At 69.3% G+C, this 13,168-nt stretch carries 12 protein-coding genes; 6 read left to right on the top strand and 6 right to left on the bottom strand.

Annotated features, from left to right (window positions below):
- Positions 1–10 precede the first annotated feature (10 nt).
- The 4 genes from V3391_RS12205 to V3391_RS12220 are packed head-to-tail and all read right to left on the bottom strand — an operon-like array spanning position 11 to position 3,091.
- Entirely contained in the window at positions 11–541 is a 531-nt protein-coding gene (locus V3391_RS12205; RefSeq protein WP_332078665.1) for a hypothetical protein, read from the bottom strand.
- 47 nt (positions 542–588) lie between these two features.
- Positions 589–1,095, bottom strand: coding sequence for a transcription elongation factor GreB (greB, locus tag V3391_RS12210; protein WP_332078666.1), 507 nt, complete (start codon positions 1,093–1,095; stop codon positions 589–591).
- Entirely contained in the window at positions 1,095–1,595 is a 501-nt protein-coding gene (locus tag V3391_RS12215; RefSeq protein ID WP_332078667.1) for a hypothetical protein, read from the bottom strand. Before V3391_RS12215 ends, greB begins: the two co-directional genes overlap by 1 nt.
- The gene (locus tag V3391_RS12220; RefSeq protein WP_332078668.1) at positions 1,592–3,091 is read right to left on the bottom strand and encodes a helicase HerA-like domain-containing protein; all 1,500 of its coding nucleotides are present in this window, start codon (positions 3,089–3,091) and stop codon (positions 1,592–1,594) included. Before V3391_RS12220 ends, V3391_RS12215 begins: the two co-directional genes overlap by 4 nt.
- A gap of 127 nt (positions 3,092–3,218) precedes the next feature.
- On the opposite strand from V3391_RS12220, the gene V3391_RS12225 reads away from it, so the two are divergent.
- Positions 3,219–4,778: a transglycosylase SLT domain-containing protein gene (locus V3391_RS12225; RefSeq protein ID WP_332078669.1), complete on the top strand. Its 1,560-nt coding sequence runs from the start codon at positions 3,219–3,221 to the stop codon at positions 4,776–4,778.
- Between the two features lie 239 nt (positions 4,779–5,017).
- Here the strand turns inward: V3391_RS12225 and asd are convergent, their stop codons facing one another.
- Positions 5,018–5,866 (bottom strand): archaetidylserine decarboxylase, encoded by an 849-nt coding sequence (asd, locus tag V3391_RS12230; RefSeq protein ID WP_332078670.1) that lies wholly within the window; start codon positions 5,864–5,866, stop codon positions 5,018–5,020.
- On the bottom strand, positions 5,863–6,528 hold the full coding sequence (locus V3391_RS12235; RefSeq protein WP_332078671.1) for an SCO family protein: 666 nt from the start codon (positions 6,526–6,528) through the stop codon (positions 5,863–5,865). The genes asd and V3391_RS12235 overlap by 4 nt, the downstream gene beginning before the upstream one ends.
- Positions 6,529–6,639: 111 nt before the next feature.
- Between V3391_RS12235 and prmB the strand changes: the two genes are divergently transcribed.
- From prmB to V3391_RS12260, 5 genes are all read left to right on the top strand, one after another.
- The gene (prmB, locus tag V3391_RS12240; protein WP_332078672.1) at positions 6,640–7,611 is read left to right on the top strand and encodes a 50S ribosomal protein L3 N(5)-glutamine methyltransferase; all 972 of its coding nucleotides are present in this window, start codon (positions 6,640–6,642) and stop codon (positions 7,609–7,611) included.
- Positions 7,612–7,878: 267 nt separating this feature from the next.
- Entirely contained in the window at positions 7,879–8,997 is a 1,119-nt protein-coding gene (aroC, locus tag V3391_RS12245; protein WP_332078673.1) for a chorismate synthase, read from the top strand.
- Positions 8,990–10,015 carry a 2-hydroxyacid dehydrogenase gene (locus V3391_RS12250; protein WP_332078674.1) on the top strand — a complete coding sequence of 342 codons (1,026 nt, stop codon included), beginning with the start codon at positions 8,990–8,992 and terminating at the stop codon, positions 10,013–10,015. The genes aroC and V3391_RS12250 overlap by 8 nt, the downstream gene beginning before the upstream one ends.
- 91 nt (positions 10,016–10,106) lie before the next feature.
- The gene (locus V3391_RS12255) at positions 10,107–11,135 is read left to right on the top strand and encodes an aspartate-semialdehyde dehydrogenase (protein ID WP_332078675.1); all 1,029 of its coding nucleotides are present in this window, start codon (positions 10,107–10,109) and stop codon (positions 11,133–11,135) included.
- Between the two features lie 187 nt (positions 11,136–11,322).
- Complete coding sequence (locus tag V3391_RS12260) at positions 11,323–13,161, top strand: FimV/HubP family polar landmark protein (RefSeq protein ID WP_332078676.1); 1,839 nt, start codon at positions 11,323–11,325, stop codon at positions 13,159–13,161.
- The last annotated feature ends 7 nt before the right edge of the window (positions 13,162–13,168 follow it).

Below are 13,168 nucleotides of genomic sequence, written 5' to 3' on the forward strand. Positions count from 1 at the left end.
TTTCGATGCGTCAGCGCGTCGTCTCGACGGCGTCGACGTAATCCCAGGTGGCGACCTCGATCGCATCGATCGATGCGATCGCCCACGGCAGCAGACGCCGGCCTTCCTCGCCGCCGTCGTCGCGCATCGTACCCGCGACGTTGTAGTCGACCAGCGCCTGCCACGCAGGCAGCCGCGTATCGAAGGTGTCGCGCAGCTGGCGCAGCGCGGTGTCGGCAGTCGGCGCCGAACCCGTTGCGGCGAGGGCGTGCGCCGCCCGCGACTGGAAATCGGCGCCGAAATGATGGGTGTCCGTGCGGGCACGCCAGAACGCGCCGAGCCGGAAGCGTTCGTCGTCGGCCGCTGTCTGCCCTCGCGCCACACCGGGCAGGCTGCGCTCGATCAGGAAACGCCGCAGGCGGTGCGCGAGATCCGCGTGCGCCAGCGTCTTCGCGTCCGAGGCCGGCTGCGCCGGGCGTTCCCGGGACGGCGGCGCCGTCGGCGCGTCCCGCGTGCAGGCGGGCAGGGCGGGCAATGCAATCAGCAGCAGCCACGCGCTCACGCGGCGCGCGTTCCAGTGCCATCGTGGCGCAGGGACAGCCGTCGCGCTCACGCCGCGCGATAGTCCACGGCGAGGACCGCGAAGCGCACCGGGCCGCCCGGCAGCTGCGCCTCGAATTCGTCGTCGACCCGCTTCTTCAGCATCGCGCGCGCCAGCGGCGAATCGATGCTGATCCAGCCGGCCTTCGCATCGGTTTCGTCCGGCCCGACGATCCGGTAGTGCGCCAGCTCGCCGCTGTCGATGTCTTCCACCTCCACGTGCGCGCCGAAGAACACAGCGTCCGGATCGCTGGGCGCCGCGTCGATCACGCGCAACGATTCCAGCCGCTTCGACAGATAGCGCACGCGCCGGTCGATCTCACCGAGCTGCTTCTTGCGATAGGTGTACTCCGCGTTCTCCGAGCGGTCGCCTTCCGCGGCGGCGGCCGACAACGCACGCACGACCTCGGGCCGGCGCACGCGCCACAGATCGTCAAGTTCGGCCTTCAGGCGCGCATGGCCTTCGGGCGTGATCAACGCAGTGCTCTTTTCGGCGGGCGGGCGCCAGCGAGACATCAACTGCCTGCCTTTGTGTCGAGACGGACCAGAATCATGCCCGTATCGCGCTCGTCGGCCGACTGGCAGCGCCCGCCGTCCTGATGCAGTTCCAGGGCGGCGTCATGGATGCGGAATCCATACAAGTAGTCGTCGTTGGTGGGCGACGCGTCCGGACCAATGAGAATCAGGCAGCTTCCCGCGATTTCATCGATCCACCAGCCTCCCCGAATCGTTCGCGTTCGCGACGGATCGTCATCGCATCGGAGTGAGATGACATACCGGCGATCGCTTTGGATCAGGAGTTCGGCAGTCTGGAATTCGCAGCTCTGAAATCGTCGTGGCTCATCGCGGACACTGCCGGTGTAACGACCTTCGAGCAGATGCTGGCGCGCCGCGGGCCATTCGACGACATAGTGTTGTGCGCGTACCGGCGCGACGAACGACGCCATCACCACCAACAATGCGAAGGCGTAGCCCGCCTGGATGTGCATTTTTCCGGGCGAAGTCGCTCCGCTCATTTCAGTTTTATGCCGCCGAGCAGATTGCGCACGATGCGATTGGTGATCGTGCGGACCGCCTGCTTGCCGGCGCTCTGCACCGCGCCCTGGCGGCGCTTGGTGCCGAACAGGAATTCATTGATCGAGCGGCCCACGCCGCCTTCGCCTTCGTCGGCCTCGGCTTCGCGCGTGGTCTTGGCAGGCGGCGTCCTGGCCTGCGCGGTCGCGTCCTCGGCGCGTTTCGCGAGCAGTTCGGCCGCGGATTCGCGGTTGATCGCGGTGTCGTACTTGCCGCCGACGGGGCTGTTCGCGCGCACCTGCGCGCGCTCTTCCGGGGTGATCGCGCCCATGCGGCAGCGCGGCGGGGCGATCAGGGTGCGCTCGACCGGCATCGGCACGCCCTTGTCCTGCAGCGTGGACACCAGCGCCTCGCCGGTGCCGAGCTGCGAGATCGCACTGGCGACATCGAGCGCGGGATTCGGCACGAAGGTCTCGGCCGCGGTGCGCACGGCCTTCTGGTCGCGCGGGGTGAACGCGCGCAATGCGTGCTGCACGCGATTGCCCAGCTGGCCGAGCACGTTGTCCGGCACGTCGTCGGGGAACTGCGAGCAGAAGTACACGCCCACGCCCTTGGAGCGGATCAGGCGCACGACCTGTTCGATGCGCTGCTGTAGCGCGGGCGGCGCGTCGTTGAACAGCAGATGCGCCTCGTCGAAGATGAAAACGAGCTTGGGTTTGTCGAGGTCACCGACTTCCGGCAGCGTTTCGAACAGTTCCGACAGCAGCCACAACAGGAAGCTCGCATACAGCCGCGGGCGCAGGATCAGCTGGTCGGCGGCGAGGATGCCGATGACGCCGCGACCGTCGGTGGACGTGCGCATCAGATCGGACAGTTCCAGCGCCGGCTCGCCGAAGAAGTGATCGCCGCCGTCCTGTTCCAGCCGCAGCAGCGAGCGCTGGATCGCGGCCACCGATTGCGGGCTGACCAGACCGTATTGCGTGGAGATGTCCTTGCGCTCGTCGGTGACGACGCCCAGCAGGGCGCGCAGATCGGCGAGATCGAGCAGCAGCAGGCCGCGGTCGTCGGCGAGCTTGAACACGATGTCGAGCACGCCCGACTGGGTGTCGTTGAGTTCGAGGATGCGCGCCAGCAGCAGCGGGCCGACTTCGCTGACCGTCGTGCGCACCGGATGACCGAGCTTGCCGTAGAGATCCCAGAACACCACCGGGCTCGCGGCCGGCGCCCAGTCGGCGACGCCGATGTCGGCTGCGCGTGCGAGCAGCTTGTCGTTCGATGTACCCGCAACCGCGAGTCCGGCGACGTCACCTTTGACGTCGGCCATGAACACCGGCACGCCGATGCGCGAGAAGCCTTCGGCCAGCGTCATCAGTGTGACGGTCTTGCCGGTGCCGGTCGCGCCGGCGACCAGGCCGTGGCGGTTGCCGAGCTTCGGCAACAGGTGGACGGACCCGGCGTCGGGGGTGGTGACGGCCTTGCCGAGCAGGATCGGATCCATCGCGCGGGCACTCCATGAGGTGGATGCCGCGATTCTAGCGACTGCGTCGCGGTTCGCGCTGCGCGCCTTGCCGCGCCGCGACGGGCAGGGCTACCCTGCGGGCCCTGTCTGCTGGACCCCCGTCACGATGCGAGATTCCGTTTCCACGACGCTGCGCCTCGGCGCGCTTGCGCTGGCGCTCGCGCTGGCCGCCATGGCCACCGATGCGAATGCGCAGTCGCGCCGCGACCGCGAGGCCGGCGAGGCGCTCAACCAGCGCATGCTCGATGCCGAGGGCCGCTACCGCCAGGCGCTGGTGCAGATCGCCAACGACGATCCGGCCGGCATCGATGCCAGCAACGCGGCGCTGGAGGACATGGAAGACGTGATGCTCGCCTGCGAGAAGCAGCGCGGTTGCAGCGTTCCGCAGCTGCTGACGACCTACAAGCGCCTGCTCAAGTCGGATGCCGATGCGCAGGCCGGCCAAGGTCCCGAGGACGCCGATGTCGACGGTGCCGAAGGCACGCTGCCGACCGCCGATGTGCCGGCCGCCGCCAGCGCCTCGGCGTTGCTGGCCGAGGACGAGCGCTTCAAGCGCATGGTCCAGCTCAATCCCGCTGTGCAGGCGTCGATCCGCCGCTGGCTCACCGACATGCGCGTGTCGCTGATGACCAGCCACGAGAACTACCAGTACATGCAGCATCTGATGTCGCCGGCGTTCAAGCGCAGCGGTCTGCCCGAGGCGCTGCTGTTCGGCATCATGGCCAAGGAATCCAACGGCCGCGTGCATGCGCGCTCGCGCGCAGGCGCTGCCGGTCCGCTGCAGTTCATGCCGGCCACCGGTCGCCGCTTCGGCCTCGGCCCGGACGGCACCGGCTTCGACACGCGCTACGACCCGCGCCTGTCGGCCGACGCAGCCGCGGTGTATCTCAACGAGCGCTTCGCCCAGCACGGCAACGAGATCGAATACTGGCTGGCCGGCTACAACGGCGGCGAAGGTCGCGCGTTGCGCGTCTATCGCGAGGCGGCCGGCCGCAGCTTCTGGGATCCGGACGTCTACAACCAGTTCCCGGCCGAGACCAAGGACTACGTGCCGATGGTGATCGCCGCGGCGTGGCTGTACCTGCATCCGCAGGAATACGGCCTGACGTTCCCGAAGATCGACACGCGACCGGCGACGTTCACCCTCGAACGCCCGGCGTCGATCTACGAGCTGACGATCTGCCTCGGCAACGGCAACACCCGCGACGGCTACATGCGCGCGCTGCGCAATCTCAACCCGAGCTACGAAGCCGAAAGCCTGTTGCCGGTCGGCACCACGCTCGCCGGCACCACGCGCATGGCCAGCCTGTACAAGCGCTGGTGCGTGCGCGGCGAGCGCGCCGATCTCGCTGCGGAACTGGTCAACAGCGATCCGCGCGCGGCGATCGTGCGCACGGGCGCGATCGAAGTGCTGTCGACCGATGGCGATCCGCCGCCGGCCGCGCTACCGCCGTCCGCCGCCGCGCCGCGTCCGCCCGAAGCTGCGCCGGCACCTGCACCGGCGCCCGCCCGCACGCATCGCGTGGCACGCGGCGAAACGCTCGGCAGCATCGCCCAGCGGTATGGCTGCGACGTGCCGGTGCTGGCCCGTGCGAACGGTCTGCGCGCGCCGGCATATGCGCTGCGGCAGGGGCAGTCGTTGAAGCTGGAGGGGTGCTCGCGCTGAGGATGGCGTTGTTCGACGCGCTCGCCTTCTCCCACTAGCCTGGAAACCTGCACCTCTCCCTTTGGGAGAGCGCCTGCCCCGGACTTGATCCGGGGTCGGCGCGCGCAGCGCGTCGGGTGAGGGCGGGGTTGTCTTGCAAAGCGACAACAGCGCTCTCACCCCAACCCCTCTCCCGGCGGGAGAGGGGCTCGGGATTGCGGAGATCTTCGCGTTGCTGAAATCGGCGCCGCGCGCCGCTTTCAGTCGGCTGTCCGCACCGCCAGCCGCTGCCCCAGTCGCACCGGCGATTCGGCGTGCAGTGACGGGTCCAGATCGGCCACGCCCTTCGGCAACAGCACGATCACCGTCGAGCCGTAATTGAAGCGCGCCATTTCTTCGAAACGCTGCAGGGTGATGCCTTGGCCGCGCCAGTCCTTGCGCTGGATGCGGTCGCCGTAGGCGGGAATTTCCTCGCCGCTCCAGACCGTCTCCACGCCCGAGACCAGCAGCGCGCCGACCATGACCTGCACCATCGGCCCGAAGTCGGTGTCGAAATGGCAGACCAGACGCTCGTTGCGGGCGAACAGACGCGGCACCTTCGACACCGCGGCGGTGCCCACGCTGAAAAGCCGGCCGGGCACGTGCACGGTTTCGCACAGCGTGCCGGTCCACGGCATGTGCACGCGGTGGTAGTCGCGCGGCGACAGGTAGACCGTCGCGAAACTGCCGTCGAGATACGGCGCGGCATCGGCCGCGTCGCCCAGCAGTTCGGCGACGGTGAACGACTGGCCCTTGGCCTGGAAGATGCGCCCGGCCTCGATCGGGCCGCACTGGCTGATGTGACCGTCGGCCGGCATCACCAGCGCACGCGGATCGGGATCGGGGGCGCGCGCGCCTTCGCGCAGGGCGCGGGTGAAGAATGCATTGAAGCTGGCGTAGGACGCGGGATCGGGATTCGCCGCTTCCGACAGGTCGACACCGAACTTGCGCACCACGGTGTCGATCAGCCAGCGGCGCGTGCCGGGGTTCTGCGAATACGCCAGACGCCGCGCCAGCGACGACAGGTAGCGGTGCGGCAGGACGTAGGTCAGCGAGGTGACAAGACTCATGGGCGGTGCTCGGCGGTCAGGCGCAGCAGATCGGCAGCCACCGCCTCGGGACGGGGCGTCTCGGCGTTGAGCGCGCTGCCCGAGACCACGCCGGCCATGCGGCCCTGCGGATCGAGCACGGCCAGCGAGGCGCTGTGGTCGACGGTGTAGGCGCCGTCGGGCGCGTCGCGGTCCAGCGGCACCTTGGCGAACACCATCGACAGCGAGCGCGCGAAACGCTCCAGCGACGGGATGTCGGCAGTCGCGGCCAGCGTGTCGCGATGGAAGGCGTGTGCGTAATCGCCGAGGCGTTCGGGCGTGTCGCGCTCGGGATCGACGGAGACGAACAGCACGCGCGGGCGCGTCGCCTCGGGCAGCGCTTCCCACTGGCGCTGCGCCTGGGCGAGATGGGTCAGCGTCATCGGGCAGACATCGGGGCAGTGGGTGAAGCCGATGAACACCAGCGTCCAGTGGCCGGCGAGTTCGCCCGGCAGCAGCTGGGTGCCATCGGACTGCTGCAGCGCGAAATCGGGCAGATCGCGCGGCGCGGGATACAGCTGCACGACCTCCAGCTGCGGCGTGGCGATGCTGCCGCTCGAGGCGAAATACTTCTGCGCGACCAGCAGGCCGAGCCCGCCGGCGAGCGCGACGCAGAGAATGACGAGGGTGGTCCTGTTGAACATCGCGAAGTCCGGTTCGAACGCCGGGCATGATAACCGGCGCGCCCGGCGGGGCCGTGGCGGGGCGGTGACCTATAATCCGCGGCCATCAAGCCGTCCCGAGCTCCGCGCGCCATGACCGAAGAACTGCAGACGATCGTCGACCTGATCCGCTACGGCGCCAGCCGCTTCAACGCCGCCGGCCTGACCTTCGGCCACAGCTACGACAACGCGATCGACGAGGCGACCCAGCTGACCCTGCACGCGCTGCATCTGCCGCACGACCTGAGTCCGGTCTACGGCCAGTCGCGGGTCACGCTCGCGGAGAAGGAAGACGTGCTGGCGCTGTTCCTGCGCCGCATCGAGGACCGCATGCCGGCCGCGTATCTGACCGGCGAGGCCTGGTTCGCGGGTCTGAGCTTCAAGTCCGATGCGCGTGCGCTGGTGCCGCGGTCGCCCATCGCCGAACTGATCCTGGGTGGGTTCGAGCCGTGGCTGGGCGGTCGCGAAGTGCGCCGTGCGCTGGACCTGTGCACCGGTTCTGGCTGCATCGCGATCGCGATGGCGCACCACAATCCCGACTGGCACGTCGACGGTGTCGACCTCAGCGATGACGCCCTGAGCCTCGCCGCCGAGAACGAGCAGCGCCTCGAAGTGCGCAATACGCGCTTCCTCAAATCCGATCTGTTCGACGGGCTGCAGGGCGAGCACTACGACCTGATCGTCACCAATCCGCCCTACGTCACCAATGACGAAACCGACGCGCTGCCGCGCGAATACGGCTACGAGCCCGAGATGGGCCTGCGCGCCGGCGACGACGGCCTCGACCTCGTGCTGAAGATCCTGCGCGACGCCCCGCTGCATCTGACCGAAGACGGCCTGCTGATCTGCGAAGTCGGCGAGTCCGAGCAGCACCTGATCAAGCTGCTGCCCGAGCTGCCGCTGTTCTGGATCGAGTTCCAGGTCGGCCAGATGGGCATCTTCGTCGTCGAGCGCCACGACCTGGTCACGCACAGCGCGAAGATCACGCAACTGGCGGCGGCGCGTGAGGGCACGACCCCGGCTGCCGTCGCGGCGACGGGCAGTGCAGGGGCGGGGTTGTTCTGATTTTTCGCCGTCATCCCGGCGGCTTTCAACAGACGCATGTCTGGTCAGGCCGGGATCCAGCGACTTCAGCTGTGTCCTGGCAATCCGGGTGACGTTTCGGTGACCGGACTCGAAGTCACTGGATTCCGGCTTTCGCCGGAATGACGGATCTCCAGGTCGAACGCGATTGCCCAAAAGTTCGCTCCGCAACCATGCGTCCACGCGCGGCCCGGGCGCGTTAAGCTTGCCGGTCCGCGTTTTCGTGCTGCGTCGCCCGACGCCCGTCCCATGTCCAGCAACAGCTTCGGTCAACTGTTCACCGTCACGACCTTCGGCGAAAGCCATGGTCCGGCGATCGGCTGCGTGGTCGATGGCTGTCCGCCCGGCATCGCATTGACGGCCGGGGATTTCGCGCACGATCTCGCCCGGCGCGCGACCGGCAAGACCCGGCACACCTCGGCGCGGCGCGAGGCCGACGAGGTCGAGATCCTCAGCGGCGTCTACGAGGGCGTGACCACCGGGACGCCGGTCGCGCTGCTGATCCGCAACACCGATGCGCGCAGCAAGGATTACGGCAACATCGCCCAGCAGTTCCGGCCCGGGCATGCCGATTACGCGTACTGGCAGAAGTACGGCATCCGCGATCCGCGCGGTGGCGGGCGCTCGTCGGCGCGCGAGACCACGATGCGCGTCGCCGCGGCGGTGATCGCCAAGAAGTGGCTGAGTGATCGTTTCGGCGTGCGCGTGCACGGGTATCTGTCGCAGCTCGGCGAGATCGTGCCGGCGCAGTTCGACAGCGCCGCGATCGACTGGGATGTCGTCGAGTCGAATCCGTTCTTCTGGCCCGACGCCGCGCAGGTGCCGGCGCTCGAGACCTACATGGATGCGCTGCGCAAGTCCGGCGATTCGGTCGGTGCGCGCGTGACCGCCGTCGCCGACGGTGTGCCGCCGGGCTGGGGCGAGCCGGTCTACGGCAAGCTCGACGGCGATCTGGCCGCGGCGATGATGTCGATCAATGCGGTCAAGGGCGTCGAGATCGGCGCGGGCTTCGCCTCGATCGCGCAGAAGGGCAGCGAGCACCGCGACCTGATGACGCGCGCCGGCTTCGCATCCAATCAAGCCGGTGGCGTGCTCGGCGGCATCAGCACCGGCCAGCAGATCGTGGTGTCGACGGCGTTCAAGCCGACGTCCAGCCTGCGCCTGCCGGCGGATGGTCTCGACACCGACGGCAACACCGTCGAAGTGATCACCACCGGGCGCCACGACCCCTGCGTGGGCATCCGCGCGACGCCGATCTGCGAGGCGATGCTGGCGCTGGTGCTGATGGACCAGGCGCTGCGCCATCGCGCGCAGTGCGGCGATGTCGGCACGGTGACGCCGCGGATTCCGGGGCGTATCGATGGCTGAGTCGCGGCCGAAGGTCTGGGTGTCGCAACCGCTGTTCGACGACATCGTCGCGCGCCTGCACGCGCATTTCGACGTCGTGCAGGTGCCGGACGTCAGCGAACACGACGCCGCTGCGATTGCCGACGCATTGCGCGATGTCGACGGCGCGCTGGTGACGCTCAACGAGCGCATCGACGGCGACGCGATCGCCGAGGCACCGAAGCTGCGCGCGATCGCCAACGTCGGCGTCGGCTACAACAATCTCGACGTGCCGGCGCTGCATGCGCGCGACATCGTCGCGACCAACACGCCCGACGTGCTGACCGAGACGACGGCCGATTTCGGCTTCGCGCTGATGATGGCCGCCGCGCGCCGCGTCACCGAGGCCGAGCGCCATCTGCGCGCCGGCAAGTGGCAGGGCTGGAACTTCAAGGGTCTGCTCGGCGCCGATCTGCACGGCAGCACGCTGGGCATCCTCGGCATGGGCCGGATCGGGCAGGGCATCGCCAAGCGTGCGTCCGGCTTCGACATGCGCGTGATCTATCACAACCGCAGCCGCCTGCCGGCCGATGTGGAGCGTGCAGTCAACGCGTCGTATGTCGAGTTCGACACGCTCCTCGCGCAGGCCGATCATCTGGTGCTCGTGCTGCCGTATTCGGCCGCCAGTCACCACATCGTCGACGCCGCCGCACTGGCGAAGATGCAGCCGACCGCGACGCTGACCAACATCGCGCGCGGCGGCATCGTCGACGAAGCCGCGCTGGCCGATGCGCTGGCCGGCGGTCGACTGGCCTCGGCCGCACTCGACGTGTTCGAAGGCGAGCCCGCGGTCGATCCGCGCCTGCTGGCGCTCGACAACATCGTGCTGACCCCGCACATCGCCAGCGGCAGCCTCGCCACGCGCCGCGCGATGGTCACGCTCGCGGTCGACAACCTGATCGCCGCGCTCGGCGCAGGCCCGGATGCCGGCAACCCGCCGACGCCGATCGCGCCGGCAGCGAAAGGCGGCAAAGACGCGAAACGTCCGGGAACCGCCTGAGCGTCAGAGGCGGGTGGTTCCCCGAAGCCCACGCAATGCAGCGCCCGCGCGTGCCGCGCGACCCACGTCCAGATCTTTAGAGAATTGCGCAATGTCCAGTTCCCAGAACCGCCGTTTCCGCGTTGCCGTCGTCGGTGCCACCGGCGCCGTCGGCGAGACCATGCTGTCGATCCTCGCCGAGCGTGATTTCCCCGTCTCCGAACTCGTGCCGCTCGCCAGCGAGCGCTCGGCCGGCACCACCGTGAAGTTCGGCGACGACGACATCGTCGTGCAGGATCTCGCCACCTTCGATCCCGCCGGCATCGACATCGCCCTGTTCTCCGCCGGAGGTGACACCAGCAAGGCCTACGCGCCGAAGTTCGCCGCAGCCGGCGCCGTCGTCATCGACAACAGCTCCGCGTTCCGCTACGACGACGACGTGCCGCTGGTGATCAGCGAAGTGAACCCCGAGGCAGCCCGCACGCGTCCGCGCGGCATCATCGCCAATCCCAACTGCTCGACGATGCAGATGCTGGTCGCCCTCGCACCGTTGCATCGCAAGGCGGGCATCGTGCGCATCAACGTGTCGACCTACCAGTCGGTGTCGGGCGCGGGTCGCTCGGCGATGGAAGAACTCGGTCGCCAGACCGGCGATCTGCTGAATTTCCGCGAGATCGATCCGCAGAAGTTCCCGGTGCAGATCGCGTTCAACCTGATCCCGCAGATCGACGCGTTCCTGGAGAACGGCTTCACCAAGGAAGAGATGAAGCTGGTCTGGGAGACGCACAAGATCCTCGGCGACGACAGCATCCGGGTGAACCCCACCGCGGTGCGCGTGCCGGTCTTCTATGGCCATTCGGAATCCGTCGCCGTCGAGCTGCGCGAGCGCATCACCGTCGACGAGGCGCGCGCAATCCTCGCGACCGCGCCGGGCGTGGAAGTCGTCGACGAGCGCACGACGGGCGGCTGGCCGACGCCGGTGACGCACGCCTCGGGTCGCGATCCGGTGTTCGTCGGCCGCATCCGCGAGGACCTCTCGCACCCGAACGGGCTGAACCTGTGGATCGTCGCCGACAACATCCGCAAGGGCGCCGCGCTCAACGCGGTGCAGGTCGCCGAACTGGTCGCCGCCGAGGGCTGAGCCCGCGCGATGCCGCGTCGCAGCCGCGGCTGCGGCGTATTGCGTGGATACTGGCGCGATGCGGTGGACGCATCGCGCGTTGCGGAGCGGGAGTCCGCGCCGCTACAGTCGCCGGATGAATCCGGATCATCGGCAGCAGGCCCGGCAATGCCGGGTGGGGCAAGCCCGCAAGAAACAGGGGACGTTCGTGTCGCGCATCCTTCCGCGTCTGTTGCTGGCCGGTGGCCTGTTGGCCCTGGCCGGGCCCGTGCTCGCGCTGGGGCTGGGCCGCATCGAGGTCCGCTCGCAGCAGGGCCAACCGCTGCTGGCGGAAATTCCCGTCGTCTCCAGCGATCCGGCCGAGCTGCGCCAGCTGCAGGCACGTCTCGCATCGCCCGAGACCTTCGCGCGCATCGGCCTCGAGCCGCCGCGCGGTGTGGTGTCCGATCTGCAGTTCAATGTCGCGCTCGACCGGAGCGGGCGTCCGGTGATCCGTGTCACCAGCGCCGCTCCTGTGACGCAGGAAGCGCTGACGTTCCTGGTCGAAGTCGACTGGGGGCAGGGGCGTCTGGTCCGCGAATACTCCGCGCTGGTTGCCGTGCCCGATACCGTCGCTGCGCCCGCGCAGCCGACGATCCAGGCGCCGGTGGCCGCGCCGGCACCGAGCATCGTGCGTCCACCGGCTGCTGCGCCTGCGCCCGTGCAGGCACCGCCCGCGCCGCCGCCGCAGCAGGCGTCCGCGCCCGCAGAGCCGGCGCCGGCCAGCGATGCGATCGCGACGATACCGCCTCCGCCAACTCCGGCACCTGCTTCTGCCCCGACGCCCGCACCCGCGGCGCGTCCTGCCGCCGCTGCCGTCACGCCGGGCGATGTGCTGCCCGCAGTGCGCCCGGGACAGACGCTGTCGTCGATCGCCGCGCCGCTCGCCGACGAGGCCGGCATCAGCGTCAACCAGGCGATGCTGCTGCTGTTGCGCACGAACCCGGATGCCTTCATCGGCGGCAACCTCAATCTGATCCGCCAGGGCGCGGTGCTGCGGGTGCCGGCGCGCGATGCCTGGTCGCAGTTCAGCGCTGCCGAGGCGAATGCCGTGGTGCGCGAACAGGTGGGCCAGTGGCGTGAGATGCGCCGTCCCGCGCCGCAGCCTGCGGACCCGGTGGCCGATGCGACACCGACGGCGGCGTCCGCTGCGCCGCCTGCCGCAGCCCCGCGCACCGCCGATGCGCGACTCGAAATCACACCGCCCGCCAGCGACAGCCAGCCGGCGGGCACCCAATCCGGCATCGCTGCCGGCGCTGGAGGCGACATGCTGCGTCAGGAACTGCAACAGGCCAACGAGACCGTCGCCGCCCGCACCGCGGAGATCGACGAGCTCAAGGCCCGCCTCGACGATCTCGAACAGCTGCAGCAGCAACAGCAGCAGCTGATCCAGCTCAAGGACGCCGAGCTCGCCGCCGCGCAGCAACGCATGGAAGCAAGCAACCAGCAACAGACCAGCGTGGCTGCACCGCTGCCGTGGCTGTGGCTGGGCGTCGCGATCCTCGTCGTCGCCGCGCTCGCTTTCCTGCTCGGCCGTCGTGGCCGCACGGCGACCCCGAAGCGTCCGTTCGACAGCGCCGCGCTGGCCGCGGGTCTGCCGACGTCGACCGCCGAACCGGCCGCACCGGTGGTGACCGTGCCGGAGCCGGCGACACCGCCTGCGTTCGTGCGGGAAGCGCCTGCACCGGTCGTCGAACCTGCGCCGGTCGTCGCGTCGCCCGCGTCCGGCGGCCCCACTTGGCACGCGCCGACGGCATCGCCGGTCGAGCCGGTCGAATCCAAGGCCGTACCGGTCGTCGATGCGACGCCGGCCGGCAACGCGCCGGTCGAACTCGACAGCGGCGACGCCGTCGAGACCCCGATCGGCGTGGAGCGCATCGAGCTGGCGCGCGCCTACATCGATCTGGGCGACACCGACACCGCGCGCAGCCTGCTGCTGGAAGTGGTGGAAGGCGACGATCTGGCGGCCGCCGCGCAGGCCGCGCAGCTGCTGCGCACTCTGGGCTGAGCCACAC

The organism is Luteimonas flava (assembly GCF_036584485.1).
Classification (GTDB): domain Bacteria; phylum Pseudomonadota; class Gammaproteobacteria; order Xanthomonadales; family Xanthomonadaceae; genus Luteimonas; species Luteimonas flava.

Coding starts and splice junctions, on each gene's coding strand:
- greB (WP_332078666.1), bottom strand. CDS start 1,095: ATGTCTCGCTGGCGCCCGCCCGCCGAAAAGAGCACTGCGTTGATCACG.
- V3391_RS12215 (WP_332078667.1), bottom strand. CDS start 1,595: ATGAGCGGAGCGACTTCGCCCGGAAAAATGCACATCCAGGCGGGCTAC.
- V3391_RS12220 (WP_332078668.1), bottom strand. CDS start 3,091: ATGGATCCGATCCTGCTCGGCAAGGCCGTCACCACCCCCGACGCCGGG.
- V3391_RS12225 (WP_332078669.1), top strand. CDS start 3,219: ATGCGAGATTCCGTTTCCACGACGCTGCGCCTCGGCGCGCTTGCGCTG.
- asd (WP_332078670.1), bottom strand. CDS start 5,866: ATGAGTCTTGTCACCTCGCTGACCTACGTCCTGCCGCACCGCTACCTG.
- V3391_RS12235 (WP_332078671.1), bottom strand. CDS start 6,528: ATGTTCAACAGGACCACCCTCGTCATTCTCTGCGTCGCGCTCGCCGGC.
- prmB (WP_332078672.1), top strand. CDS start 6,640: ATGACCGAAGAACTGCAGACGATCGTCGACCTGATCCGCTACGGCGCC.
- aroC (WP_332078673.1), top strand. CDS start 7,879: ATGTCCAGCAACAGCTTCGGTCAACTGTTCACCGTCACGACCTTCGGC.
- V3391_RS12250 (WP_332078674.1), top strand. CDS start 8,990: ATGGCTGAGTCGCGGCCGAAGGTCTGGGTGTCGCAACCGCTGTTCGAC.
- V3391_RS12255 (WP_332078675.1), top strand. CDS start 10,107: ATGTCCAGTTCCCAGAACCGCCGTTTCCGCGTTGCCGTCGTCGGTGCC.